Here is a 23,840-nt window from a genome sequence, read left to right on the forward strand (position 1 = left end):
GCCCGCCGCACACCCGTAGACTGCCGCCATGTACTGGCTCGGCCGCCACCGCACCCTGTTGTTGACCCTGCTGCTGATGATCGGCGGTACCGTGCTGTGCGCGGCCGCCGCCGGGCACTATGCGTGGCGACGTGCACTGGCCACCGAAAGCGCGCAGGTGCAACGCCAGCTGGAACTGTACGGCCAGGGCCTGCAACAACGCATCGACCGCTTCGGCACCTTGCCGCAGGTGCTGGCACTGGACCCGGACCTGCGCCGCGCGCTGCTGCAGGTGCCCGATGCCGCCGCCCGGCAGCGCCTGAACCTGAAACTGCAGCGCGCCAACCAGGTGACCCGCGCCTCCACCCTGACCTTGGTCGGCCACGACGGCGTGGCCGTGGCCGCCAGCAACTGGGACCAGCCCAGCAGCAACGTGGGCGAGGACTACAGCTACCGCCCCTATTACCGCCAGGCGCTGGCCACCGGCCGTGGCCGCTTCTACGGCATCGGCATGACCACCGGCGTGCCCGGCTACTTCCTGTCCCAGGCCATCGAGGAAGACGGCCGCCGCATGGGCGTGGTGGTGATCAAGATCGAGTTGTCGGCACTGGAACAGGAATGGCTGTCCAGCCCGGACGTGGTGCTGGCCAGCGACGAGCACGACGTGGTGTTCCTGGCCAACCGTGATGCCTGGCGTTACCGCCTGCTGCGCCCGCTGGGGCCGGGCGAGCGCCGCGAGATGCTGGAAGCGCGGCAGTACGCCGACCGCTCGCTGCAGCCGCTGCGGGTCCGCACCGAGGATGTGCTTGAGAATGGCGGGCGCATGGTGCGCCTGCTCGATCCCCTGCTGGCCGGGCCGATGCTGTGGCAGAGCCTGGCCCTGCCCGAGGAACACTGGAACCTGCACCTGCTGCACGATGCCGGCGCGGCCACCAGTGCCGGGCGCAGTGCGGCCATCGGCGGCGGCGCGGCGTGGTTGGCGTTGGGGTTCCTGGTGCTGTTCGTGCAGCAGCGGCGGCGCCTGGATGCGCATCGGCAGCGCAGCCGACGCGAGCTGGAAAGCGTGCTGGCCCAACATGCCGAAGAGCTGCGCACCGCGCAGGATGGCGTGCTGCAGGCCGCCCAGCAGGCCGACAGCGGGCTCAGCCGCAGCCTGGCGCACCTGCCGCAGGGCGTGGTGGTGATCGACAACACGCAGAGGCTGGTGGCGTGGAATGCGCGCTATCTGGAACTGTTCAAGTTCCCGCCCGGCCTGATCCGCGAGGGGCGTCCCATCGAGGAGATCTTCCGCTACAACGCGCGCCGGGGCCTGCTGGGGCCGGGGCCGATCGACGAGGCCATCGAACGCCGCTTGAACCACCTGCGCAGCGGCCGCCCGCACATGCGCGAGAGCGAGAAAGACGACGGCACCGTGCTGGAAATTCGCGGCAATCCGCTGCCCGATGGTGGCTTTGTCACCAGCTACGCCGATATCACCGCCTACAAGAACACCGCGCGCGAACTGCGCTCGCTGGCCGATGCGCTGGAGCACCGCGTGGCCGAGCGCACCCGCGACCTGGACGAGGCGCGCCGCGAGGCCGAGCGGGCCAACCGCTACAAGAGCCGCTTCGTGGCCTCGGCGGTGCACGACCTGCTGCAGCCGTTGAACGCCGCGCGCATGTTCGTGTCGGTGCTGCGCGGCAAGCTGGCCGGCGATGCACGCGCGTTGAGCGAACACGTGGATGCGGCGCTGGCCGCGCAGGATGCGATCCTGACCAGCCTGCTGGATATTTCACGGCTGGAATCGGGCGCGTTGCAGACCCAGGTGCAGGCCTTCGCATTGTCGCCGCTGCTGGAAACGCTGGCGCGCGAATTCGGCATTGCCGCCGACAGCCGTGGCCTGCAGCTGCGCTGGGTGGACACCCGCGCGGTGGTGATCAGCGACGAGGCGCTGTTGCGCCGGATCCTGCAGAATTTCCTCTCCAACGCGCTGCGTTACACCCCGCGTGGGCGCGTGTTGCTGGGCTGCCGCCGCGTGGGCGACCAGCTACGCATCGAAGTGCACGACCAGGGCCCGGGCATTCCGGAGAGCCTGCAGGGCGAGATCTTCGAGGAATTCCGCCGCCTGGACGACGGTGTCGAACAGGAGCGCGGTGCCGGCCTCGGCCTGGCCATCGTCGAACGCATCGGCCGCCTGCTGGGGCATGGCATCCATCTGCACTCCACGCTGGGCCGCGGCAGCGTGTTCGCGGTGAGCGTGCCGCTGGGCGATGCGGCGGCCATTCCGGCGCCGACACCGGTGCCGGCCGTGGCCGCTGACGCCGGCGATGACAGCCCGCTGCGGCATTGCCGGGTGTGGAGCATCGACGACGACCCGCGCGTGTGCGCCGCCACCCGCGCGCTGCTGGAGCGCTGGGGCTGCGCGGTGGAGCTGGCCGACGGCCCGCAGGCCGCGCTGGAGATTGCCTCGGCGCTCAACGTGCCGCAGTTGCTGCTGCTGGACGTGCGCATGGGCCAGTGGCACGGCCCAGACCTGTACGACCACCTGTGCGACTTGTGGCAGGCGCGCCCGCCGGTGATCCTGGTCACCGCCGAACGCGACGATGCGCTGAAGGCGCAGGCGGCAGAGAACGGCTGGGGGTTCCTGTCCAAGCCGGTGCGGCCGCCGGCGCTGCGGGCGTTGATGACGCAGTTGTTGGTACGACACAGGGCATAAAGCGGCTACACCTGTCCCCGACCCGAAATGCCGGTAGGGTCGGTTCCCAAACGACCGCCGACCGTGCTGATCCGAGCGGCGAAAGTGCCCTGCRACGAAGCCGCCTTCAACACAGGTCATGCCAYCACCGAACGCTGCGCAGGTWATCGGCGGTCGATCGGGATGCGACCCTACCTCGGTATATGCATGASTAACCTGCGCGATGCACTGCAGCGGTAGGGTCGGTTCCCAAACGACCGCCGACCGTGCCGATCCGCGCGGCGAACGTATGACCTGCGACGAAGCCGCCTTCAACACAGGTCATGCCACCACCGAACGCTGCGCAGGTTATCGGCGGTCGATMGGRATGCGACCCTACCGCTAGGCTGCGGGGTGCCATGGCGCGCAGGCACCGCCCTTGTTCAAGACCGGTAGCGCTTCCTGTGGCGCGACGCGGTTCGTGTTGCTTCGACCGGATCCTCATCATCCGCAGCTGAGAGGTCGAAAGGCCTTTTGCCGAGGCGGATTACAGTGCGGAGCATGCCGAGCCACGCGTCTCCGAAGAGCAGTGAAAGCGCTATCGACGTGTAGACCAGCAGGAAAGCAGCCGGGGGAACGATCCTGCTGCCGCCCCCGTTTTGGCATACCGATAGTTCAGCACCAAGGTGTGCAGCGATGACCACCTCGGTCGATAGCAGGCAGGCAGCTGCCACGCGGACGCGGGATACGCGGGCCTTGAAGAGCCCCTTCGACAGGATGTCGAACCTTGAATAGACGACCAAGGCCACCAGCGACAGCAGCCATGACCACAAGAAACTGCCCGGGTAGCCGCTCGATGTGCACTCCATCGTGATCATCAAGCTGCCCAACGCGAACAGGAAGTAACCTGTTCCAAACAACAGGGCGATCTTCAGGCACCTTACGAGGATCTCTTCGCCGGATAGCGACATGGGGTTGGCTCGTCCTTGAGGGGGTGATTGGCTGGGCGTCGTCGAAGGCGAGCGTGTGTCGTCGATTCTGGGCCATGGACCGGTTGCGATGATCGGCCGTATTGGCGGTCGATCGGCATACGCCGCTACCCATCCAGCCCGGCGCCGGCATCGCCTTCCGGCTCCAGCGCCTTCACCAGTACCGCGGCCTGCGTGCGGCTGTGGCATTCGAGCTTTTTCAGGATCGCGGTGACGTGCACCTTCACCGTGTTCTCGGCCAGGCCCAGTTCGTAGGCGATCTGTTTGTTGAGCAGGCCGTCGGCCAGGCACAGCAGCACGCGGAACTGCTGCGGGGTGAGCTGGGCCAGGCGTGCGGCGAGCAGCGCGTCGGATTCGGAGCGCTCCGGTGCCATGGCCGGGAACCAGACCCCGCCATCGAGTACCGCCGCCACCGCCTGGCCGATGGTTTCGGCGGGGGCGGATTTGGGGATGAACCCGGCTGCGCCGAACTGCTGCGCGCGGCGGATCACGCGGGGGTGGTCGTTGGAGGAGACGATGACCACCGGGATGTCCGGGTGCGCGCCGCGTACGTGCAGCAGCGAGGAGAACCCGCGGGCGCCGGGCATGGTCAGGTCCAGCAGCACCAGCTCGATTTCCGGGCGCTGGTCCAGCGCGGCTTCCAGCGTGGCGGCGCTGGCCACTTCGATCACCTGCGCCTGCGGCAGCGACTGGCGCAGGGAATGGACGACCGCCGCGCGCAGCAGCGGGTGGTCGTCGGCGATCAGGACGGTGAGTTCGCTCATGCGGTCCATTGTAATGCGGTTGCCGGGCAGAGCCCGGCACTACGCGGGTGGAGGCCGGCGGCCGTCGTTACCGGTCGTCGCGCTGCCGCATGCTGCCGCGCCAGGCTTCGAGGAACTGGCGGCGCTTGAGGCCGTCCAGGTACACGAGCAGGCCCGGGCCCAGCTGGATGGGGCGGTAGCTGCGCGCGGGCGAGCGGCCTCGTTGCTGGCCCTGCGCGGGCAGGATCGGCATCAGGCGGGCTTCGCGCGAGAGGACCTGCTGGCCGCGGGGTGACAGCAGGTAGTCGAGGAAACGCCGCGCCTCGTCCGGATGCGGGCTGCTGCGGGGGATCACCGCGGTGCGCAGCACCACCAGCGTGTAGTCCTCCGGTTCAACGATGCCCAGCGGTGCACCGGCCTCGATCCGCGCCTGCGCGTAGGAGCCCAGCACGTTGTAGACCAGCGACAGCTTGCCGCTGCTGACCTGGTCGAGCAGCACGCCGGTGCGTTCTTCCAGGTGCACGCCGTTGTCGCCCAGCGCGCCCAGCAGTGCACCGGCAATGCTGCCGCGCTGGCCGTCCTGGGTGGCCAGCAGGTAGCCCACGCTGCTGCGCTCCACGTCGTAGGTGCCCACCCTTCCCTGCAGCGGCGCGTCCGGGGCGCGCAGCAGTTCCAGCAGTTGCCGGCGCGTGTGCGGTACCCGCGCCGCTGGCAGGGTGCGGGTGTTGTAGACGATGGCCACCGGCTCGTAGCTGATCCCGAACGCTTCGTGCCGCCATTGCGCCCACGCCGGCAAGGCGTCGGTCTGCACCGAGCGGTGCGGCAGCGCATGGCCGTCGTTGACCAGCTTGGTCTGCAGGTCCATGCCGCTGCTGATCAGCATGTCCGGCGCCTGCGGACCGCCGCGGTCGCGCAGGTAGCGCGCGTAGATGTCCTGGGTGATCACATCCTCGTAGAGGATCTCGGTGCCCGGGTGCAGGCGCTGGTAGTCGGCGATCACCGTGGCGAACACTTCGATGTCGGTCGAGCCATGGATGCGCAGCTGCGCCACCGCCGGCCCCTTGGCCGGGAAGCGCTGCACATCGCCCGGCGCGGCCAGCGCCGGACCTGCCACCACCAACAACAGCAACAACCACGCGTACTTCATGCATGCATCCTCGGCACGCGGATGGTGGCCACCAAGCCCCCTCCGACGCGGTTGCTCAGGTCGATCTGGCCGCCATGGCTGTCCACCACGCGCTTGACGATCGCCAGGCCCAGCCCGGCGCCGCCTGCTGCGGCTCCTTCGCCGCGCGCGAAACGCTCGAACACGCGCTCGGCGTCGGCCGCGGCAATGCCCGGACCGTGGTCGGCGATGGTCAGCACCCAGTGCTGCGCCTCTTCGGTCAGCGCCACCTGCAGCGTGCCGTCGCCGCCGTACTTGAGGGCGTTGTCGATCAGGTTCTTGATGGCCTCGCGCAGCAGCAGCGCGTCGCCGTGTATCCAGGCTGCCTGTGCGCTCACCGCCAGCTGCACGCGCGGGGCCGGCAGTGCCTGCGGCAGCGCTTCATGCAGTGCCTGGTGCACGGTTTCGGTCAGGTCCACCGGGGCGAAGCGCTGCAGGTTGGCCCGGTGGATCACGCTGGCGTCGCTGAGCAGCTGGTTGAGCAGGCGGCTCATGTGGGTGGCGTTGCGTTCGATGGCGTGCAGGCTGCGCCGCATGTCCTCGGGGTCTTCCTCGTCCAGTGCCAGCTGCGCCTGCGCGCGCAGCGCGGCCAGCGGCGTGCGCATCTGGTGCGCGGCCTCGGCCATGAACGCGCGCAGGGTTTCATTGCTGCCCTGCAGACGGCCCATGAAGTGGTTCAGCGCGCCCACCATCTTGTCCATCTCGCGCGGCACGCTGGCGTCGAGCGGCTTCAGGTCGGACGGTTCACGCCGCGCCAGTTCGCGCTCCATCCGCACCAGCGGGCGCAGCGCGCGGTGCACGCCCAGGCCCACCAGGGCCAGCGACAGCAGCGACAACACGGCGATGGCCAGCAACGCACGGGTCACCATGTCCTGCGCCAGCGCTTCGCGCGCGCGCCGGGTCTGGCCCACCTGCACCCGCACTTCGCCCTGCGCCGACGGCGAGGACACCCGCCGCGACACCACCACGAAGCGCACCTGCTCGCCGCTGTAGAGAGCATCGAACAACTGCGGGCGGTCGCTGGGGGCGTGCGGCGGCAGCGGCAGGTCCGCATACCCGGTCACCGTCTGGTCGCGTGCGTCGGACACGCGATAGAACACGCGGTCTTCCGGTGCCATCGCCAACAGGTCCAGCGCGGCATACGGCAGGTCGACCTGCCATTGCGCCTCCACCAGCGCCACCGAATCGATGATCGACAGCGCCGAGGACACCAGCAGGTGGTCGTAGGAGCGGTTGGCGGCGCGTTGCCCGTAGGCACGCGCGCCGAACAGCAACGCCACCGCAAACAGCGCCAGGAACGCGCCCAGGTACAGCCACAGCGTGTGCCGGATCGAGCCGGAGGTGCGCGGGTCAGTCGTCATCGCCGCCCGCACTGCCGGCATCGTCGCCCAGCGCTTCGAGCAGGTAGCCGCTGCCACGCACGGTCACGATCCGCAGCGGCGCGTCGGCCAGCTTGCGGCGCAGGCGGCCCACGTAAAGTTCGATCGCATTGGGGCCGGCCTCGTCGTCGAAGCCGAACAGGCCGTTGCCGATCTCGTCCTTGCCCACCACCTGGCCCAGCCGCCCCATCAGGATTTCCAGCAGGCGGTACTCGCGGTTGGGCAGTTCGATCGGCTGGCCGTCCAGGCTGACCCGGTGCGAGGCGTTGTCGAACTGGAACGCGCCGATCTGCACCACTTCGCTGGCCTGACCGCGGGTACGCCGCAGCAGCACCCGGCAGCGCGCCTCGAACTCGCGGAAGTCGAAGGGTTTGCCCAGGTAGTCGTCCGCGCCCACGTCCAGCGCCTGCACGCGGTCTTCGATGCCGTCGCGCGCGGTCAGCATCAGCACCGGGGTGCTGTCGCCGCGCTCGCGCATGCCGGCCAGCACGCGCAGGCCGTCCAGCTTGGGCAGGCCGATATCCAGCACCACCAGGTCGAAGCTCTGGTAGCGCAGCACGCTGGCCGCCGCCAGCCCGTCGCTCTGCCAGTCCACCGCGTGGCCACTGCGGCGCATGCGGCGAACGATGGCATCGGCCAGGTCCGGGTTGTCTTCCACCAGCAGCAGGCGCATCGGGTCAATTCGTCGAAGGTGCATGAATGCTAGCGCGAGCGGCCGCTGCCGTGGGCTTCGCTGCACTGCACAAACCCCTGACAGGTGGATGACAGCTTCCCGGCACTAGGCTGCGCCATCGCGTCGCAGTCCCCTGCCACGCCATTGGCGACATCACCGCACTGACGTACCTGGGAGGGTCCGTGGAACTGAACTCACTGCGCTGGCGCACGCCGGCTGCCTGCACCCTGCTGTTGCTGACCGCGCCGGTCTGGGCCGCCGAGGACAACGACGACGACCGCCCGGTCACCGCCACCGTCGGCGGCCGCCTGCACCTGGATTTCGCCGATTTCAGCAACGATGGCCGGGGCACCCCGAACAAGGACGACACCGAGATCCGCCGCGCCTGGCTGGATGTGTCCGGCAAGTTCTTCGTGGTCGACTACAAGCTGGAAGCGGACGTCTCCGGCGACCGGGTGGAGGCCAAGGACGTGTTCGTCAGCCGCAGCTTCGGTGACGCCGGCAAGCTCACCGTGGGCCAGTTCAAGCAGTTCTTCTCGCTGGACGACCGCACCAGCTCCAACTACGGCACCTTCCTGGAGCGCGGCAACGCCGGCACCACGCTGGCCCCGCTGTACCGGCTGGGCGCCTCGTGGCAGGCCGCGCGCGGCGACATGACCTGGGCGGCCAGCGCCTACAGCCTGGAGAGCATCGACGCCTGGCAGGTCAAGGGCCGCGCCGCCGGTGGCCGTGCCACCTGGGCACCGGGCGCCACCGCTGGGGAGGTGCTGCACCTGGGCCTGTCGCTGGCCCACGAGCGCTACGACAACCCCGGTGCCAACGGTGTGCCCGGGCTGAAGATCCGCCCGCGCCCGGCCGGCCACCTGTCCGACAACAGCCGCCTGACCCTGGTCGACTTCTCGGCCGGCCGCGACACCGACGTCAACAAGTGGTCGCTGGAGTACGCGCAGGTGCGCGGCCCGCTGTCCTGGCAGGGCGAGTTCAGCGGCGCCACCTTCGACGACGGCAGCCAGCGCGGCAAGGTACTGGCCGGCTACGGCCTGGTCAGCTGGTTCGTCACCGGCGAGTCGCGCGTGTACGACCGCAAGACCGGCCGCTTCAGTCGGGTCAAGGATTTCCAGCACAAGGCGGGCGCCTTCGAGCTGGCACTGCGCTACGACCAGATGCGCGGCGACCAGCACCTGATCGGCCAGCCGGACCTGCGTGATGCACAGACCGAGGCATGGACGCTGGGCGGCAACTGGTACATGCGCCCGAACCTGCGCTTCATGCTCAACGTGATCGAAAGCCGCAACCGCGATCGCCTGACCGCAACCACGGTGGACCGCACCCGCGCCGTGACCGGCCGCCTGCAGTTCGATTTCTGAGCCTTCCCTTCCGTCTTTCCCCTCCAGGAGTCTGCAGATGATGCTGAGCATCCTCGGCTTTGGCATGGTCATTACATTCATGTATTTGATCATGAGCAAGCGGCTGTCGCCGCTGGTTGCCCTCATCACCATTCCGATCATCTTCGCGCTGCTGGGCGGCTTCGGTGCCGACATCGACGAGATGATGCTGGAGGGCATCAAGAAGATCGCGCCCACCGGCGTGATGCTGATGTTCGCCATCCTGTACTTCGGGGTGATGATCGATGCGGGCCTGTTCGACCCGCTGGTGCGGATCATCCTGCGCTTCGTCAAGGGCGACCCGATGAAGATCGTGCTCGGCACCGCCATCCTGGCGATGCTGATCTCGCTCGACGGCGACGGCTCGACCACCTACATGATCACCGTGTCGGCGATGCTGCCGCTGTACCAGCGGCTGGGCATGAACGCGTTGAACATGACCTGCGTGACCATCCTCGCCGGTGGCGTGATGAACCTCACCCCGTGGGGCGGGCCCACCGCACGTGCGGCCACCGCGTTGCACGTGGACCCGGCCGACGTGTTCGTGCCGCTGATTCCCTCGATGGTGATCGCCTGCGCGGGCGTGCTGCTGCTGGCCTGGTACCTGGGCCTGAAGGAGCGCCGCCGCCTCGGCGTGGTGAGCCTGCCGCAGGGCGGCAGCTGGATGGACAACAGCGTGTCCGATGACGGCAACGCACTGCCCACGGTAGAAGACGCCGAAGACACCAAGCGGCCGAAGCTGCTGTGGGTTAACCTGGCGCTCACCCTGGCGCTGATGACCGCGCTGATCATGGGCGTGCTGCCGATGCCGGTGCTGTTCATGGTCGGCTTTGCGATCGCGCTGGTGATCAACTACCCCAACCTGGCCGAGCAGCGCCGCCGCGTGGTCAACCATGCCGGCAACGTGCTGTCGGTGGTGGCGCTGATCTTCGCCGCGGGCATCTTCACCGGCATCCTCAACAACACCGGCATGGTGGAGGCGATGTCGCACAGCTTCCTGGCGATCATCCCCGACAGCTGGGGCCCGTACCTGGCGGTGATCACCGCGATCGCCTCGATGCCGTTCACCTTCTTCATGTCCAACGACGCCTTCTACTTCGGCGTGCTGCCGATCCTGTCCGAGGCCGCCGGCAACTACGGCATCACCCCGGTGGAGATGGCCCGCGCCTCGCTGGCCGGGCAGCCGGTGCACCTGCTCAGCCCGCTGGTGCCCTCGACCTACCTGCTGGTGGGCCTGGCCAAGGTGGAGTTCGCCGACCACCAGAAGTTCACCCTGAAATGGGCGGTCGCCATCTCGATGCTGCTGATGCTCGGCGGCCTGCTGTTCGGCCTGTACCCGCTTGCGTCCTGATCCGCCTACCAAGGAGCGTTCTGCCATGACCCTTCGCATCGCCTACGTCACCAGCGGTATGGGCAGTGTCGGCACTGCCATCTGCCAGAAGCTGGCCCGCAACGGCCACACCGTGGTGGCCGGTTGCGCACCGAACTCGCCGCGCAAGGCCGGCTGGCTGCGCGAACAGCGCGAGCTGGGCTTCGATTTCATCGCCTCCGAGGGCAACGCCGCGGACTGGTCCTCGACCGTGGCCGCCTTCGCCAAGGTCAAGGCCGAGGTCGGCGAGATCGACGTGCTGGTCAACAACGCCGGCGGCAGCCGCGACGTGCTGTTCCGGCAGATGAGCCCGGACGACTGGAACGCGGTGATGGGCTCGAACCTGCACGCGCTGTTCAACATCACCAAGCAGGTCATCGACGGCATGGCCGCGCGGGGCTGGGGCCGCATCGTGAACATCGGCTCGGTGAGCGCGCACAAGGGCCAGATCGGCCAGGTCAATTTCGCCACCGCCAAGGCGGCCATGCATGGGTTCAGCCGGGCGCTGGCCAATGAAGTGGCCACGCGCGGGGTGACGGTCAATACGATTTCGCCCGGCTACATCGCCAGCCAGTCGATCAGCAGCTTCCCGCCGGACGTGCTGGACCGGTTGGCCGGCTCGGTACCGATCCGCCGCCTGGGCAAACCGGAAGAAGTGGCCAGCCTGTGCGCGTGGCTGGCGTCGGATGATGCGGCGTATGTGACCGGCGCGGATTACGCGGTGAACGGTGGGCTGCACATGTTCTGATGTTTGATGCGTCGAGTTGACGCGTGACCTCCCCCACGAGGTGGCCGCGACGCTGAGAGGCGTTGCGGCTTTTTTTTGGGTTCGTTTGCGTTGTGTGGACGTCGTCTTGGTAGTGCCGGCCGCTGGCCGGCGCCTCGCGATGACGGGTTCATGGGGGTGCCCGCCAGCGGCCCGCCCAACCCGCACCACCCACCAAACGCGAACCCCGACCACCACCGACCAACGGTCGGTGGCTACCGTGGGGTCGTGTTACGTATCCGGTAGRTGCCGACCGTTGGTCGGYACACCCGCGMACCCCAACCGCGATGGACGGTTGGCGGTACCCGCGTTGGTCAGAACTCCGCTGCCACCGTCATGAACACCTGGCGCGGGGCGCTGGCGTGGATGGCGTAGCGGGTGCCGGTGGGGTCGGTCGGGGCGAACGAGCTGAGCTGGCCGGCGTAGCGCTTGTTGGTGAGGTTGGTCGCGTTGAGCGACACCTTGACGTCGCGCAGGCCCAGGCCGGGGCCGAACGAATAGCCCACGCCCGCATCGAAGGTGGTCACGCCCGCCACCGACTGGTCGTTGGTGTAGGTGTAATAGCGCTTGCCGGTGTACTTGGCGCGCAGGCTGGCGAAGAAGCCGTCGCGGTTCCAGCTGATTTCACTGGACGCCATGCGCTGCGGGGTGTCCACGGTGATCTTGCCGGCCACCGGCACGATCGCCCCGCCGGAGGTGTAGTTGTCCTCGTAGGTGGTCTTGTTCCACGACAGCGCGTTGTACCACTGCAGGCCATCCACCGGCTTCAGGATGAAGGTCAACTCGGCACCGCGGCTCTTCACCGAGCCCACGTTGATGAAGCGGGTGATGCACTCCGGGCGCGTGCCCACCTCGATGCTGGTGCACGGGTTGAGCGAGAGCAGGCGGTTGTCGAACATGACGTGGTACGCCGCGATCGAGGCCTGGTACTTTTCGCCGAAGGTGCGGAAGCCCGCTTCCAGCGTCTTGGACTTCTCCGGCTCCAGCCCGGCGCTGGCCGCGAACGATTCCGGCGACACCTGCAGCGGGCCGCCGCTGCCACCGCCGACGAACGCGGCGATGTTCTCCGAGTACGAGGCGAACAGCTCCTGGTTCGGGCTCAGCTTGAAGCCGATACCGGCCTGCGGCAGCACCGATTCCTTGGCGGTCAGCGTGCCCGAGGCGTAGCTGGCCTCGGTGCCCGGCTTGGCGTTGGCGGTCATGCGGGTGTTGGGGCTCTTGATGCCCACATCGACGGTCAGGCGATCATCCAGGAAACGCATGCGGTCCTGCACGTAGAACTGGCGCGTGCGGATGTCGAAGTCCTGGTCGAACAGGCGGCGGTCCGGATGGTTGAGGTAGGCGTCGTCCAGGAACGGACCGGTGATGTAGTAGAAGTTGCGCTCGACGTTGTGGTCGTTGCGCTCGTACCACAGGCCCGCTTCCAGTTCGTGGATGCCCCACTGCCAGCTCAGCGCGGCGGTGATGCCCTGGCGGTTGATGGTGTAGTTCGTGCTGCGGATCGAGATCGGCAGCGCCTGCGCGGTGCCCGGGTAGGACGGCTGGCCCGGTGCCCACCAGTGGCCCTGGCCACGGTTTTCATGGTGGTAGCCGAGCAGCTTCAGGCGCGCGGTGTCGCCCAGCGCCAGGTCGGCATCCAACGCGTACAGATTGTCGTCGCGCAGCGCGCGGCTCTGGTAGTAGGCATCGTCGATGCTGTTGACGCCCCCGCTGAAGGCGCACTTCTGCGCGTCCCGGGTGCCCGGCGCGCAGTACGCGGCGGCCACCGCGCGATCCCAGTCCGGGGCGTAGATGTTCCAGTCATAGCCCAGGCCGCGACGCAGCATGTCCTTGGACAGGTAGGCGTAGTTGGCCTGGCTCACCCGCGAGGTGGCGGCGAACGCACCAAAGCGGTGGTCGCCCACGTTCCACACGGCCTTGGCATTGAACTGGCGCGTGGTCTGGTTCTGGTTCGGCGCGGCCCACATGTCCGAATCCTGGTGCACGCCGGACACATAGGCCGAGAAGCCGTTGAGGTCGCCGGTGTCCACGCGCAGGTAGCCGCGGCGCTGGTTGTCGTCGCCCACGGTCACGCTGGCACGGCCGCCGAATTCGGTGGACGGGTCCTGCGAGAAGTACTGGATGGTGCCGCCCAGGTTGCTGGTGGACGCCACGCCCAGCGAGCCGATGCCCTGCGACAGTTCCGCCCCGGCCAGGTTCTCGGCGATCAGGGCACGCGCGATGCTCAGGCCGTTGTAGTTGCCGTAGCTGTTGTCGCCCAGCGGAATGCCGTCCAGCGTGTAGCCCAGGCGGCTCTTGTCGAAGCCGCGCAGGGTGATGCTCTGCGATTCTTCGTTGGCGCCGAAGGCATCGTTGGACTGCACCGACACGCCCGGCAGGCGGTCGAGGATCTTCTGGCCACTGGTGCCCGGCGGCAGCACCTGCTTGTCCACCGTGCCGATGCGCTGCACCTGGCGGGTTTCACCCTGGCCGATCACCGACACGGTGTCCAGGGTCTGCGCGCTGAGCGCAACGGTGGCATCGGGGCCTGCGTTGGCGGCTACGTCGGCAGCGTGGGCATTGGCGGCGCACAGCGCAATCGCCACGGCGATCGTCAGGGGTCGGGTAAGCATGGTAGTCCGTTGCATGGGGGGTGATGACCTGCGCACTGCAGGTGCGTGACCATCATGCGAGCGCAACATGAAAGGATTCTTACGCCACGGGGTGCGGCGTATGAAATGCGACCCGACGCGCGAAACCGTGCGCGCATGCTCCCCGTATGCACCGCACGTACAATGCCCGCCTTACCGCAACGGCAGGGACAGCAGACAATGAACGAACAAGAGTACGAGGCCACCACGTGGGCGCTGCTGCACGCGCATCTGGTGCAGGCCACGCCGGAACAGCGGCACCTCTATGTGGCGCGCTCCAACTACGGTGACAACCAGCGCGCCCTGGCATGGCTGGCCGACCAGCCCGACCTGGACCGCGCCACGGCGCTGATGCTGTTCTGGAGCGTGGGTGCTGGCGCGCATGCGCAGTACGAAACGCTGGACGACGTGCCCGACTACGATCGCGACACCCACCAGTTCATCGGCTTGGTGCAGCAACGCTTCCTGGACGGTTTCTATGCCGACCACGGTATCGGCTTCGATCCGACCCGGTGGGACGGCGCCGGTCCGAACGAGCATTCGGCCGCCGAACTGCAGCGCGTGCCGGCGCAGATGCTGCAGGCCGTGGATGGCGCGCATCAGATCGATCCGTTCGATGAAGCCTACGACGAGGACTACGACGACGGCCTGCCGATGGCGCTGGTCGAGCAGCTGTACGAACTGGCTGACGTGCATATCGCCTGGGAAGAAGCGAACCCGAGGTAGGTCACCACCGTTGGTGGTGACGCGTCGGGTAGATCACCACCGTTGGTCGTGACGCGTCAGGTAGATCACCACCGTTGGTGGTGACGCGTCAGGTACGTCACCACCAACGGTGGTGACCTACTCGGCGGCCAGCTGGTCCATGCGGATGCGGTTGGCGAACAGCGAAAACGCCAGCATGCCTGCCAGGCCATTGGCGCGGCTGACCCAATGCGGCAACCAGCGCGGCGGGCGCAGGATGCCCTCTTCAAACAGCGGCGCGAACGCGATGGCATCGTGCAGCGACATCTTGCCGGCAAACAGCCAGCGGCAGACCTGCAGGCGGTCTTCGGCCAGCATGTGGCGGAAGAAGGTGTGCACCGACACCAACCCGCGCAGGTACACGGTGTCCTTGGTGAACGCCGCGCCGCCGGTCGGCGGCACGCCGCGGAACACGCGCTGGGCCGAGGCGAAACTCTCTTCGTTGTTCTGCCCGGCCTCGCAGAAGTAGCGGAACACCTGGATGAAATCGGCGCCTTCGCGCGCCATCGCGATGGCTTCGGTGCGCAGGCTGATGCGCTTGAGCCGTTCGATGTCGATGCTGCCGGTGATCTGCTCGGCGAACGTGGCCAGCCCTTCCTGGGTGGCGGTGACCCGCGGCGAGGACAACGCCAGGCTGGGCAGGTGCGGCTGCTCGCGTCCGTTGAGCGCGGTCAACGAATGCACCAGCGCTTCGTGGTGGAACAGCTGCGCGCGGTCGTAGGCGCTGAAGCGCGCACTGGTGCGCAGGCGGATGCGGGTGGGACCGGCGGCGGCCTTGGAAATCAGCTCCGGGTCGAGCTGCACGCTGATGATGCGCGATTCGAAGAAGGCGTCCAGGTCGCTTTGCAGCTGCAGCTGCAGCGCGGTGGCCGAGACCGGCACCTGTTCTTCGGGGGCAAGCAGTTCGTGGTCCAGTTCCTGCGCGATCTGGATGAAGTGGCGCGCTGCCTCGCGGGTACTGGGGCCGTTGCCGGGCAGCGGGTGCTCGGGCGCGCCGAACAGCTCCACCGAGTAGTGGTCCACCGCGGCGGTGCCCAGCGATTCCAGCAGGCCGGCGGCCAGGTCCCAGCTGTGCGCCGAGCGCTGCACATACAGGCCGATGGGATGGGTGGGATCGCACTGGGCGCTGATCGCGGCCAGGGCACGGCGCGTATCGCTGAAGTCCAGCCGGGGATAGGACACCTGGGGCAGCACCGGGTTGCCGCGCGCGACGCTGGCCAGGAACGGCGCCTGCAGCGCGGCTGGCCAACTGGTCAGGCCGAGCAGCTTGATGCCGCCCACCGCCTCCACCAGCTGCGCATCGAGCGCGGTGTGGTGGGCCACCTCACGATCCACGGTCATCGGTGTGTCCATGGGCGGACAATAGCAGCCCCCCATGGGGTGGCTCTACCCGGCGTGGGTTATCGCCGGCCGCCCTTTCCGCCCGGTCGCCACTGCGCGCCCTTGCCCACGTGCTTGCGCTCGATGGCCTGCTGCGCCTGGCGCACCGCCAGCTTGGCCGCCGCGGCCGCCACTTCTTCCTTCAGCTTGAAGTAGTTCAACAGGCGTTCTTCATCCAGCGAGCCGTCTTCGATGGCCGCACGGATCGCGCAGCCGGGCTCACGCTGGTGCGCGCAGTCGCGGAAACGGCATTGCGCCGACAGGGCTTCCACGTCGGAGAAGCCGCCTTCGCTCAAGGCCTCTTCACCGGTCGGCTTGAGCTCGCGCATGCCGGGCGTATCGATCAGGCAGGCACCGGCCGGCAGCGGGATCAAGGCGCGGTAGGTGGTGGTGTGGCGGCCGCGCGAGTCGTTCACACGTACATCGGCGGTTTTCATGCGCTCCTCGCCGAGCAGGGTATTGGTCAGCGTGGACTTGCCCGCCCCCGACGATCCCACCAGCACCACGGTGCGGCCCGCGCCCAGCCACGGCAGCAGCGCCGACGCGCTGGCCGGGTCACGGCCGTTGATGGCCAGCAGCGGGATGTCCTGCGCGGCCAGCTCTTCCAGCACGTCCAGGGCATCCTGGCTGTACTCGGTCTGGTCGGCCTTGGTCAGCACCACCACCGGCTGCGCGCCGCCACCGCCCACCAGCAGCAGGTAGCGCTCGATCCGGCGCGGGTTGAAGTCCGCGTCCAGCCCGCACACGATGAACACAGTATCGATGTTGGCCGCGATCACCTGCTGGTGGTAATGCTCGCCGGCCGCCCCGCGCTTGATCGCGGTGCGCCGCGGCAGCAGCGCGATGATCTTGATGCCGTCCAGCAGCACCCAGTCGCCCACCGCCGCGCGTTCATGGCTGGGAAACCGCGGCCGCTGCCACTCCGGCGGGGATTCGGTCTTGATCGCCGCATCCGGCATGTCGGCCACGATGTAGCCGGTACGGTGCTGCTCGATCACCCGGCCCGGACGGGCCTGCGGGTGGGCATCGAACAAGGCCTGCCAGCTGGGCAGCTCGGGGGCGCCTGCCCAGGRCCAGCCTATGGTCTGCAGGGCGCGGAAATCGATCGGTTCGCTCATCGCCCCATTCTACCCTCCCACGCCGCTCCGGCCGGGCCCGGCAACTGCCCGCCAACAATGGGGTTTTGGCCCCGGCGGGGCTTGCCCCGCAACGCACCAATTCCGCTACCATGCAGATTCCATGCCCTCCAACGGCCCAGTCATGTCCACGCCCCCGATCAAGCCGCTTGCCACCCGCGAGCGCCTGTCCGAAGTCCGCTACGAGATCCGGGGCGAACTGGCGCGGCGAGCGCGTGAGCTGGAGGCCCAGGGGCGCAAGCTGATCAAGCTGAACATCGGCAACCCGGGCAACTTCGGCTTCCGCGCACCGGAACACCTGCAGCGCGCGATCGCCGACGACATGGGCCGCACCGACCCGTATACCCACCAGCAGGGCCTGCCGGAGGCCCGCGAGGCCATCGCCGCCGCCTACGCCCGGCGTGGCGCGCCCGATGCGCACCCGGACCGGGTGTTCGTCGGCAATGGCGTCAGCGAGCTGATCGACCTGTCGCTGCGCGCCCTGCTCAACCCCGGCGATGAAGTGCTGGTGCCCTCGCCCGACTACCCGCTGTGGTCGGCGGCCACCATCCTCAACGACGGCCGCCCGGTGTACTACCGCTGCGCCCCGGAGAACGGCTTCCAGCCGGACCCGGTGGAAATCGAGACGCTGGTGTCCTCGCGCACCCGCGCCATCGTGCTGATCAACCCGAACAACCCCAGCGGCGCCAGCTACTCGCGCGACCTGCTGGAGCGCATCGTCGCCATCGCCGCCAAGCACAACCTGCTGCTGATGGTCGATGAGATCTACGACCAGATCCTGTACGACGACGCGCAGTTCCACCCGGTGGCCCCGCTGGCCGGCGAGCATCCGTGCATCACCTTCAGCGGGCTGAGCAAGGTGCACCGCGCCTGTGGCTGGCGGGTGGGCTGGGCGATGCTGTCCGGTGCAGCCGAACGGCTGGGCGAGTTCCGTGCGGCGATGGACCTGCTCAGCGCGCTGCGCCTGTGCGCCAACGTGCCCGGCCAGTACGCCATCGATGCGGCCGTCAACGGCCCGGACACCGTCTCGGCGCTGTGCGCACCCGGTGGCCGCCTGTATGAAACCCGCCGCGCGGTGATCGAGGCCTGCAACGCCAGCGAGCACCTGTCGCTGGTGGCACCGGCCGGCGCGCTGTACGCCTTCCCGGCGGTGGTCGGGCCGGCGGCCCGCAGCTTCGACGACCACGATTTCGCGCTCGAACTGATGAACGAGGAAGGCGTGCTGGTGGTCCCGGGCTCGAGCTTCAACGTGCCCTACCGCCACCACTTCCGGGTCACCCTGCTGCCCGAAGCAGAGGTGATGCGCGATGTCTTCGCCCGCATCGACCGCGCGTTGGCCCGGCGTGCCGAAGCGAATACCAAAGTAGTGCCGCTGAAGCCGCGCAGCGCGGTGGCCTGAGTGGCGCTGTCCTATCTGGCCCTGGGCGACTCCTACACCATCGGCGAAGGGGTTGAACCGGCCGCGCGCTGGCCACTGCAGCTGGTGGCCGGCCTGCGCGACATCGGCGTGGCGGTGGACGACCCGCAGATCATCGCCACCACCGGCTGGACCACTGACGAGCTCGAGGCCGGCATCGATGCCGCCGCGCCGCAGGGGCCGTTCGGCCTGGTCAGCCTGCTGATCGGGGTGAACGACCAGTACCGCGGCCGCAGCGTGGACGACTACCGCCCGCGCTTCACCGCGCTGCTGCAGCGCGCACTCGGCTTTGCCGGCGATCGCGCGCAGCGCGTGCTGGTGCTGTCCATTCCCGATTGGGGCGTGACCCCGTATGCGCGCGAGAACAACCGCGACCGCGTGCAGGTCGGGCAGGAACTGGACGCCTACAACGCGGCCGCCGCCGCGATCTGCGCCGAACATGGCGTGTCGTTCATCGACATCACCGACCTCAGCCGGGCACCCGGCGGCGAAGCGGTGATGCTGGTCGACGATGGCCTGCATCCCTCTGCGGCGATGTACGCGCTGTGGGCCGAACGCGCCTTCCAGGTGGCGCGCGTGCAGCTGGCCGACGAGGTGCCGCGCTGAGCACGGACGCCCTGCCACTGGCCAAGGAACAGGCCCGCCGCATCGCTGACGCCTTCATGCCGGCCCAGCGCTTCGGCAACCGACGCGATTACTACTACAGCCGCGGCAAGCTCGGCAGCGATCCGCTGTACCCGGGCGTGCTGGCCGCGCTGGCGCCCGCGCACGGCGCCCTGCTCGACATCGGCTGCGGCCTGGGCCTGCTGGCGCACGTGCTGCGCCAGGCCGGGCACCGGCAGCCGTACCTGGGCGTGGACATCGATGCGGACAAGATTGCCCGCGCGCAACGCGCCGGGACGCGCGCGGCGCTGGCCGATGCGCGTTTCGACTGCCTGGATGCCAGTGCCACCCTGCCCGCCCACCACGGCAGCGTGGCGCTGCTGGATGTGCTGCAGTACCTGCCCGCGCACGCCCAGACCGGGCTGCTGCAGGCGGCGGCGGCCCGCGTGGCACCGGGCGGGCGGCTGGTGATCCGCACCACCCTGGCCGACAACAGCGGCCGCGACCGCACCACCCGCATCACCGACATGCTGGCGCACCTGGTGGGCTGGATGGGCACGCGCCCGCGCCACTACCCGGACGCCGCCAGCGTCCGCGCGCCCCTGGAAGCGGCGGGCCTGCACCTGCAGATGCGCCCGCTGTATGGCAACACCCCGTTCAACAACTGGCTGGTCAGTGCCGAGCGGCCCGCGCTTGCCTGAGGGTCGCGCGCAGCGCGGCGCACGCGCATACTCGCGCCCCGATACCGGCATGGAGCCCGCATGACCCCGCCGTCGCCTCGACATTCCGCCCTGGGCATCGCCGCGCTGGTGATCAGCCTGTGCGGGCTGGTGATGTTTGCGATCAGCGCGCACTACGCGCATACCCCGGCCCATGCGCAGATGCAGACGCTGCCGGTGGTGCTGCTGGTGGTGGTGTGCATCAGCATCGGCCTGGCCGTGCTGGCCACGGTGATGGGCATCGGCAGCCTGCTGCAGCACCGCCGCCGCCGGGTCACCGGGGTGCTGGCGCTGGGGCTGGCGGTCACCCTGTTGCTGGCCCAGGTGTCACTGGTCAGCTGGATGCGCCAGCAATGGCAGCACGCGCACCCGGTGGCAGGCAGCGCGCAGCGGTAACGCGGCGGCCGGTGGCGCCTAGGCCGCGTCGGGCAGGACCGCGCTCAGGCCACGATCCTGCAGGGCCTGCAGCACCGCTTCGATGATCGCCAGGTTGTGCCCGTGGGCCGCCCCCTCATGCAGCAGCACGATGGCGCCCGGCCCCAGGTCGGCCACGATGCGCTCCACCACGGCCGCCGGCTGGCAATCGACCCCGTCAAACCCGCGCGCGCTCCAGCCCACGCGGGTGAGCTGCCACTGCGCCAATGCCGGGGCCACGAACGGATTGGTCATGCCCACCACCGAGCGGTACCAGCGCGGCGGCTGCCCGGCGATGGCGGTCAGCGCCTGCTGGCACTGCGCGATCTCGTCGGCCATTGCCGCCCGCCCGAGCCGCCAGAAGCGGGTCTGCGGGTGGCGGTGGCTGTGGTTGCCCAGGCTGTGGCCGCGGGCCAGCATCTGCCGCACCAGTTCGGGCTGGGCCAGGGCCCGTTCGCCGACCAGGAAGAAGGTGGCCTTGGCCTGGTAGCGGTCCAGCAGGTCCAGCACGGCCGGGGTTTCGGGCGAAGGGCCGTCGTCGATGGTCAGCCACACCCGGGGCGCGCTGCCCGGCAGGCGGCTGAGCACGGGGGCATAGAAGCGGCTGTTGGGCAGGAACACGGGCACCATGAACAGCGCGTGCGAGGCCACCATCAGCGCCAGCCCGACGGGCCAGCCCAGGCTCACCCACGCCAGCACCACCAGCAGCTGTGAGACCAGCAGCCAGGGCAGCCAGCGCCAGGGGCGCAGGGGAATGCGATGCAATGTTTCCGGTACGGTCATGCCCCATGATGCCATGCGGCGTAGAATGACCGGTTCCAAACGCCGGACCCGACCGTCATGTCCCTTGATCCCGCCCTGCGCTCGCGCATCGAATCCATCCTCACCGCCAACCGCGTCGTGCTGTTCATGAAGGGTCAGCCGAGCATGCCGCAGTGCGGTTTTTCGGCCAAGGCCGTGGGCGCGCTGCAGGACCTGGGCGTGGAGTTCGCCCACGTCAACGTGCTGGCCGACGCGGAGATCCGCGAAGGCATCAAGGCCTACGGCGACTGGCCGACCATCCCGCAGCTGTACATCGACAGCGAGCTGGTGGGCGGCAGCGACATCATTCTGCAGATGGCCGGCAGCGGTGAGCTGAGCAGCGTGCTGGGTCTGGCCGCACCGGACCGCACGGCCCCGTCGATCACGGTGACGCCGGCAGCGGTTGAGATGCTGCGCGGCGCGCTGGCCGATGCACCGGGTGCGTCGCTGCAGCTGGGCATCGATGCGAACTTCCAGCCAAACTTCCAGCTGGCCCCGCACGACGACAATGCGATCGCGGCCGAGTCCAACGGGCTGCGCGTGCAGTTCGATCTGGCCAGCGCGCGTCGCGCCGAGGGCATCACCATCGATTGGGTGGACGATATCCGCGGCAAGGGTCTGGCGATCGACAATCCGAACGCGCCGCGTGCAGTGAAGGAATTGGCGGTACGCGATGCCGACGACCAGCTGCGTGCCGGCCGCCTGATGGTGGTGGACGTGCGCCCGGCCGACGAGCGCGCGATCGCATCGATCAACGCGTCGTTCGAGACGTTCGACGGTGACAACCGCGCCCGTCTGGAAGCCCTGCCGAAGGACACCGCGCTGGGCTTCCTGTGCCACCACGGCGGCCGCAGCGCACAGGCCGCCGAGCAGTTCCGCGCCCTGGGCTTCACCAACGTGCACAACATCACCGGCGGCATCGACGCCTGGTCGAACGAAGTGGACAACAGCGTGCCGAAGTACTGATCGACCTCAGTTCAATGCTCAAAGAAAAACGCCGGCAATGCCGGCGTTTTTCGTTTTCTGTTCTGAAGCCAAAGCAGCTTGGCTGTGACGTCTAGGGCTGGGCGGGGGTGTGGGGATTCACGGGACACGCCGTAAATCCGTCCCTGGAGGCTCGTGGGCGCCATCCATGGCGCCCAACGGTCCCGCGAACCCCCACACCCCCACCCCTGACAGTTGGCCGGTAGCCACGGCAAAAAGCGCACAGCGCAAGCAGTGCCCGCTGATTCGAGTGGTTCGAGCGGTCTGAGTAGTTCGAGGTGTTAGAGGTAATGCTCCACCGCTCTTTCGTCGCGCACCCGCACACTGTCAGAGGGTGGGTACGGGTGGGTTGGCGGGACCGTTGGGCGCCATGGATGGCGCCCACGAGCCTCCAGGGATGGATTCACGGCGTGTCCCGCCAACCCACCCGTACCCGCCCAGCCAGCGCAGGCGCGCACCCGCCGCTGTTGCAGTTGCAGTTGCAGTTAGCTGTTGAAGTTGCAGTTAGCTGTTAGCAGTTGCTCCCGCTCTTCCAACCTCACCCCGCAAACCCACCCTCGGCCAGGTAATCCAGCTCCTCCGGCGTCGGCATCCGGCCCAACACCGCGTTGCGGTGCGGGAAACGGCCGAAGCGGCGGATGATGTCGCGGTGCAGCTCGGCGAACTGCAGGTATTCCTTATCGCCCAGCACATCGAACATCGCCACCGACCGCTCCTGGTCCTGCGGATCTTCCGAATGCTCGAACGGCAGATAGATGAACGCACGCAGCTTCGGCACCAGCTGCAGATCCAGCCCCTCCTCCACCGCGCGCATCGCGTAGTGCCGCGCCAGACCGTCGGTCGCGTAGGAATGGGCCGTGTCGCGGAAACAGTTACGCGGGAACTGGTCGAGCAGAATCATCAGCGCCAGCGCACCGTCCGCGCTGCCCAGCCAATGTTCGCGCCCACGCCGCGCCGCCGCGAAGTGTTCCTCCAGGAACGCCTCGCGGAACCGCGCATCGAACGCGTCATCGCGCGTGAACCATTGTTGTGGGCCGGCATCGCGCCAGAACTCCACCACTTGTACCGCCACGTCCATTCACTACCCCTGAGGGCGGAACGTCGCCAGGACGCCCGCCGGTTCCATTGCCATCACTCGTCAAAACGCAGGTGGCGGACCGACTTGCCGTTGCGCCGTATAAGCTTAAGCGCCTCGATACCGATCTGGATATGGTTTTCGACGAACTGCGAACTGACCTTGGCGTCGGACGCCTCGGTTTTCACCCCGTCCGGGATCATCGGCTGGTCGGACACCAGCAGCAGCGCCCCGATCGGGATGTGGTTGGCAAAGCCGGCCGCGAACAACGTGGCCGTCTCCATATCGATGGCCATACAGCGCATCAGCCGCAGCTTCTCCTTGAACGCCTCATCGTGCTCCCAGACCCGGCGGTTGGTCGTATACACCGTGCCCGTCCAGTAATCATGGCCCAGATCGCGGATGGTGGTGGACACCGCCCGCTGCAGCGCAAAGGCCGGCAGCGCCGGCACTTCCGGCGGCAGATAGTCGCCCGAGGTGCCCTCGCCGCGGATCGCCGCGATCGGCAGGATCATGTCGCCCAGCTGGTTCTTGCGCTTCAGACCGCCACATTTGCCCAGGAACAGCACCGCCTTGGGCATCACCGCTGACAGCAGATCCATCACGATCGCCGCGTTGGGGCTGCCCATCCCGAAGTTGATCAGCGTGATGTCATCGCTGGTGACGCTGGCCATCGGCCGGTCCATGCCCTGTACCGGCGCGCCGGTGAGGTGGGAAAAGGTGTGCAGGTAGCCTGCGAAGTTGGTCAGCAGGATGTGCTGGCCGAACTGGTCCAACGGCACGCCGGTATAGCGCGGCAGCCAGTTTTCGACGATTTCCTGTTTGTTCTTCATAGT

General features: G+C 68.3%; 21 protein-coding genes. 10 read left to right on the forward strand and 11 right to left on the reverse strand.

Features of this window, described 5'->3' with window-relative positions:
• Positions 1 to 28 precede the first annotated feature (28 nt).
• Positions 29 to 2,674, forward strand: coding sequence for a hybrid sensor histidine kinase/response regulator (locus tag AC1DCJ_RS17810; RefSeq protein ID WP_478071560.1), 2,646 nt, complete (start codon positions 29 to 31; stop codon positions 2,672 to 2,674).
• A gap of 401 nt (positions 2,675 to 3,075) precedes the next feature.
• Here AC1DCJ_RS17810 and AC1DCJ_RS17815 read toward each other — a convergent pair whose 3' ends face one another.
• The 5 genes from AC1DCJ_RS17815 to AC1DCJ_RS17835 form a co-directional block, all read right to left on the reverse strand.
• On the reverse strand, positions 3,076 to 3,603 hold the full coding sequence (locus AC1DCJ_RS17815) for a hypothetical protein (protein ID WP_478071561.1): 528 nt from the start codon (positions 3,601 to 3,603) through the stop codon (positions 3,076 to 3,078).
• A gap of 125 nt (positions 3,604 to 3,728) precedes the next feature.
• A complete protein-coding gene (locus AC1DCJ_RS17820; protein WP_478071562.1) occupies positions 3,729 to 4,385 on the reverse strand; it encodes a LuxR C-terminal-related transcriptional regulator in 657 nt (218 codons plus the stop codon).
• 67 nt (positions 4,386 to 4,452) lie between these two features.
• Entirely contained in the window at positions 4,453 to 5,511 is a 1,059-nt protein-coding gene (locus AC1DCJ_RS17825) for an ABC transporter substrate-binding protein (RefSeq protein ID WP_478071563.1), read from the reverse strand.
• On the reverse strand, positions 5,508 to 6,890 hold the full coding sequence (locus AC1DCJ_RS17830) for a sensor histidine kinase N-terminal domain-containing protein (protein ID WP_478071564.1): 1,383 nt from the start codon (positions 6,888 to 6,890) through the stop codon (positions 5,508 to 5,510). The genes AC1DCJ_RS17825 and AC1DCJ_RS17830 overlap by 4 nt, the downstream gene beginning before the upstream one ends.
• On the reverse strand, positions 6,880 to 7,581 hold the full coding sequence (locus tag AC1DCJ_RS17835) for a response regulator transcription factor (protein WP_038686349.1): 702 nt from the start codon (positions 7,579 to 7,581) through the stop codon (positions 6,880 to 6,882). The genes AC1DCJ_RS17830 and AC1DCJ_RS17835 overlap by 11 nt, the downstream gene beginning before the upstream one ends.
• A gap of 182 nt (positions 7,582 to 7,763) precedes the next feature.
• On the opposite strand from AC1DCJ_RS17835, the gene AC1DCJ_RS17840 reads away from it, so the two are divergent.
• The 3 genes from AC1DCJ_RS17840 to phbB are packed head-to-tail and all read left to right on the forward strand — an operon-like array spanning position 7,764 to position 11,083.
• The gene (locus AC1DCJ_RS17840; protein WP_478071565.1) at positions 7,764 to 8,948 is read left to right on the forward strand and encodes an OprO/OprP family phosphate-selective porin; all 1,185 of its coding nucleotides are present in this window, start codon (positions 7,764 to 7,766) and stop codon (positions 8,946 to 8,948) included.
• Positions 8,949 to 8,988: 40 nt separating this feature from the next.
• On the forward strand, positions 8,989 to 10,317 hold the full coding sequence (locus AC1DCJ_RS17845) for a CitMHS family transporter (RefSeq protein WP_478071611.1): 1,329 nt from the start codon (positions 8,989 to 8,991) through the stop codon (positions 10,315 to 10,317).
• 25 nt (positions 10,318 to 10,342) lie between these two features.
• On the forward strand, positions 10,343 to 11,083 hold the full coding sequence (gene phbB, locus AC1DCJ_RS17850; RefSeq protein WP_128097684.1) for an acetoacetyl-CoA reductase: 741 nt from the start codon (positions 10,343 to 10,345) through the stop codon (positions 11,081 to 11,083).
• A 332-nt stretch (positions 11,084 to 11,415) separates the two neighbouring features.
• Here the strand turns inward: phbB and AC1DCJ_RS17855 are convergent, their stop codons facing one another.
• Positions 11,416 to 13,713: a TonB-dependent receptor gene (locus tag AC1DCJ_RS17855; protein WP_478071566.1), complete on the reverse strand. Its 2,298-nt coding sequence runs from the start codon at positions 13,711 to 13,713 to the stop codon at positions 11,416 to 11,418.
• 198 nt (positions 13,714 to 13,911) lie between these two features.
• Here AC1DCJ_RS17855 and AC1DCJ_RS17860 point away from each other — a divergent pair, with 198 nt between their 5' ends.
• Positions 13,912 to 14,457: a DUF4274 domain-containing protein gene (locus tag AC1DCJ_RS17860; protein ID WP_478071567.1), complete on the forward strand. Its 546-nt coding sequence runs from the start codon at positions 13,912 to 13,914 to the stop codon at positions 14,455 to 14,457.
• A 117-nt stretch (positions 14,458 to 14,574) separates the two neighbouring features.
• On the opposite strand, the gene AC1DCJ_RS17865 is transcribed toward AC1DCJ_RS17860, so the two are convergent.
• Together AC1DCJ_RS17865 and rsgA are read right to left on the reverse strand one after the other, a co-directional pair.
• Complete coding sequence (locus AC1DCJ_RS17865) at positions 14,575 to 15,816, reverse strand: flavohemoglobin expression-modulating QEGLA motif protein (RefSeq protein WP_038686344.1); 1,242 nt, start codon at positions 15,814 to 15,816, stop codon at positions 14,575 to 14,577.
• Between the two features lie 59 nt (positions 15,817 to 15,875).
• Positions 15,876 to 16,973, reverse strand: coding sequence for a ribosome small subunit-dependent GTPase A (gene rsgA, locus AC1DCJ_RS17870; RefSeq protein WP_478071568.1), 1,098 nt, complete (start codon positions 16,971 to 16,973; stop codon positions 15,876 to 15,878).
• Between the two features lie 142 nt (positions 16,974 to 17,115).
• Between rsgA and AC1DCJ_RS17875 the strand changes: the two genes are divergently transcribed.
• From AC1DCJ_RS17875 to AC1DCJ_RS17890, 4 genes are read left to right on the forward strand one after another with little or no spacing between them, the layout of a single operon-like run.
• The gene (locus tag AC1DCJ_RS17875; RefSeq protein WP_038686340.1) at positions 17,116 to 18,390 is read left to right on the forward strand and encodes a pyridoxal phosphate-dependent aminotransferase; all 1,275 of its coding nucleotides are present in this window, start codon (positions 17,116 to 17,118) and stop codon (positions 18,388 to 18,390) included.
• Positions 18,391 to 19,014, forward strand: coding sequence for an SGNH/GDSL hydrolase family protein (locus tag AC1DCJ_RS17880; protein ID WP_478071569.1), 624 nt, complete (start codon positions 18,391 to 18,393; stop codon positions 19,012 to 19,014). It abuts the gene before it with no gap.
• Positions 19,015 to 19,070: 56 nt separating this feature from the next.
• The gene (locus tag AC1DCJ_RS17885) at positions 19,071 to 19,712 is read left to right on the forward strand and encodes a class I SAM-dependent methyltransferase (RefSeq protein ID WP_081797132.1); all 642 of its coding nucleotides are present in this window, start codon (positions 19,071 to 19,073) and stop codon (positions 19,710 to 19,712) included.
• Between the two features lie 60 nt (positions 19,713 to 19,772).
• Entirely contained in the window at positions 19,773 to 20,126 is a 354-nt protein-coding gene (locus AC1DCJ_RS17890; protein WP_478071570.1) for a hypothetical protein, read from the forward strand.
• Between the two features lie 18 nt (positions 20,127 to 20,144).
• Here the strand turns inward: AC1DCJ_RS17890 and AC1DCJ_RS17895 are convergent, their stop codons facing one another.
• Positions 20,145 to 20,927, reverse strand: a complete 783-nt coding sequence (locus AC1DCJ_RS17895) for a polysaccharide deacetylase family protein (RefSeq protein ID WP_478071571.1) — start codon at positions 20,925 to 20,927, stop codon at positions 20,145 to 20,147.
• A 57-nt stretch (positions 20,928 to 20,984) separates the two neighbouring features.
• On the opposite strand from AC1DCJ_RS17895, the gene grxD reads away from it, so the two are divergent.
• Entirely contained in the window at positions 20,985 to 21,911 is a 927-nt protein-coding gene (grxD, locus tag AC1DCJ_RS17900; protein WP_478071572.1) for a Grx4 family monothiol glutaredoxin, read from the forward strand.
• Positions 21,912 to 22,467: 556 nt separating this feature from the next.
• On the opposite strand, the gene AC1DCJ_RS17905 is transcribed toward grxD, so the two are convergent.
• Positions 22,468 to 23,007, reverse strand: coding sequence for a DUF924 family protein (locus AC1DCJ_RS17905; protein ID WP_038686332.1), 540 nt, complete (start codon positions 23,005 to 23,007; stop codon positions 22,468 to 22,470).
• Between the two features lie 53 nt (positions 23,008 to 23,060).
• Positions 23,061 to 23,837 (reverse strand): AMP nucleosidase, encoded by a 777-nt coding sequence (locus tag AC1DCJ_RS17910; protein WP_038686330.1) that lies wholly within the window; start codon positions 23,835 to 23,837, stop codon positions 23,061 to 23,063.
• Positions 23,838 to 23,840 lie beyond the last annotated feature (3 nt).

The sequence above is a fragment of the Stenotrophomonas sp. 10N36 genome (genome assembly GCF_056395005.1).

What these genes read in the sequence shown, in the direction of transcription:
- AC1DCJ_RS17810 (WP_478071560.1), top strand. Translation starts at nt 29, where the DNA reads ATGTACTGGCTCGGCCGCCACCGCACCCTGTTGTTGACCCTGCTGCTG.
- AC1DCJ_RS17815 (WP_478071561.1), bottom strand. Translation starts at nt 3,603, where the DNA reads ATGTCGCTATCCGGCGAAGAGATCCTCGTAAGGTGCCTGAAGATCGCC.
- AC1DCJ_RS17820 (WP_478071562.1), bottom strand. Translation starts at nt 4,385, where the DNA reads ATGAGCGAACTCACCGTCCTGATCGCCGACGACCACCCGCTGCTGCGC.
- AC1DCJ_RS17825 (WP_478071563.1), bottom strand. Translation starts at nt 5,511, where the DNA reads ATGAAGTACGCGTGGTTGTTGCTGTTGTTGGTGGTGGCAGGTCCGGCG.
- AC1DCJ_RS17830 (WP_478071564.1), bottom strand. Translation starts at nt 6,890, where the DNA reads ATGACGACTGACCCGCGCACCTCCGGCTCGATCCGGCACACGCTGTGG.
- AC1DCJ_RS17835 (WP_038686349.1), bottom strand. Translation starts at nt 7,581, where the DNA reads ATGCGCCTGCTGCTGGTGGAAGACAACCCGGACCTGGCCGATGCCATC.
- AC1DCJ_RS17845 (WP_478071611.1), top strand. Translation starts at nt 8,989, where the DNA reads ATGCTGAGCATCCTCGGCTTTGGCATGGTCATTACATTCATGTATTTG.
- phbB (WP_128097684.1), top strand. Translation starts at nt 10,343, where the DNA reads ATGACCCTTCGCATCGCCTACGTCACCAGCGGTATGGGCAGTGTCGGC.
- AC1DCJ_RS17855 (WP_478071566.1), bottom strand. Translation starts at nt 13,713, where the DNA reads ATGCTTACCCGACCCCTGACGATCGCCGTGGCGATTGCGCTGTGCGCC.
- AC1DCJ_RS17860 (WP_478071567.1), top strand. Translation starts at nt 13,912, where the DNA reads ATGAACGAACAAGAGTACGAGGCCACCACGTGGGCGCTGCTGCACGCG.
- AC1DCJ_RS17865 (WP_038686344.1), bottom strand. Translation starts at nt 15,816, where the DNA reads ATGACCGTGGATCGTGAGGTGGCCCACCACACCGCGCTCGATGCGCAG.
- AC1DCJ_RS17875 (WP_038686340.1), top strand. Translation starts at nt 17,116, where the DNA reads ATGTCCACGCCCCCGATCAAGCCGCTTGCCACCCGCGAGCGCCTGTCC.
- AC1DCJ_RS17885 (WP_081797132.1), top strand. Translation starts at nt 19,071, where the DNA reads ATGCCGGCCCAGCGCTTCGGCAACCGACGCGATTACTACTACAGCCGC.
- AC1DCJ_RS17890 (WP_478071570.1), top strand. Translation starts at nt 19,773, where the DNA reads ATGACCCCGCCGTCGCCTCGACATTCCGCCCTGGGCATCGCCGCGCTG.
- AC1DCJ_RS17895 (WP_478071571.1), bottom strand. Translation starts at nt 20,927, where the DNA reads ATGACCGTACCGGAAACATTGCATCGCATTCCCCTGCGCCCCTGGCGC.
- grxD (WP_478071572.1), top strand. Translation starts at nt 20,985, where the DNA reads ATGTCCCTTGATCCCGCCCTGCGCTCGCGCATCGAATCCATCCTCACC.
- AC1DCJ_RS17905 (WP_038686332.1), bottom strand. Translation starts at nt 23,007, where the DNA reads ATGGACGTGGCGGTACAAGTGGTGGAGTTCTGGCGCGATGCCGGCCCA.
- AC1DCJ_RS17910 (WP_038686330.1), bottom strand. Translation starts at nt 23,837, where the DNA reads ATGAAGAACAAACAGGAAATCGTCGAAAACTGGCTGCCGCGCTATACC.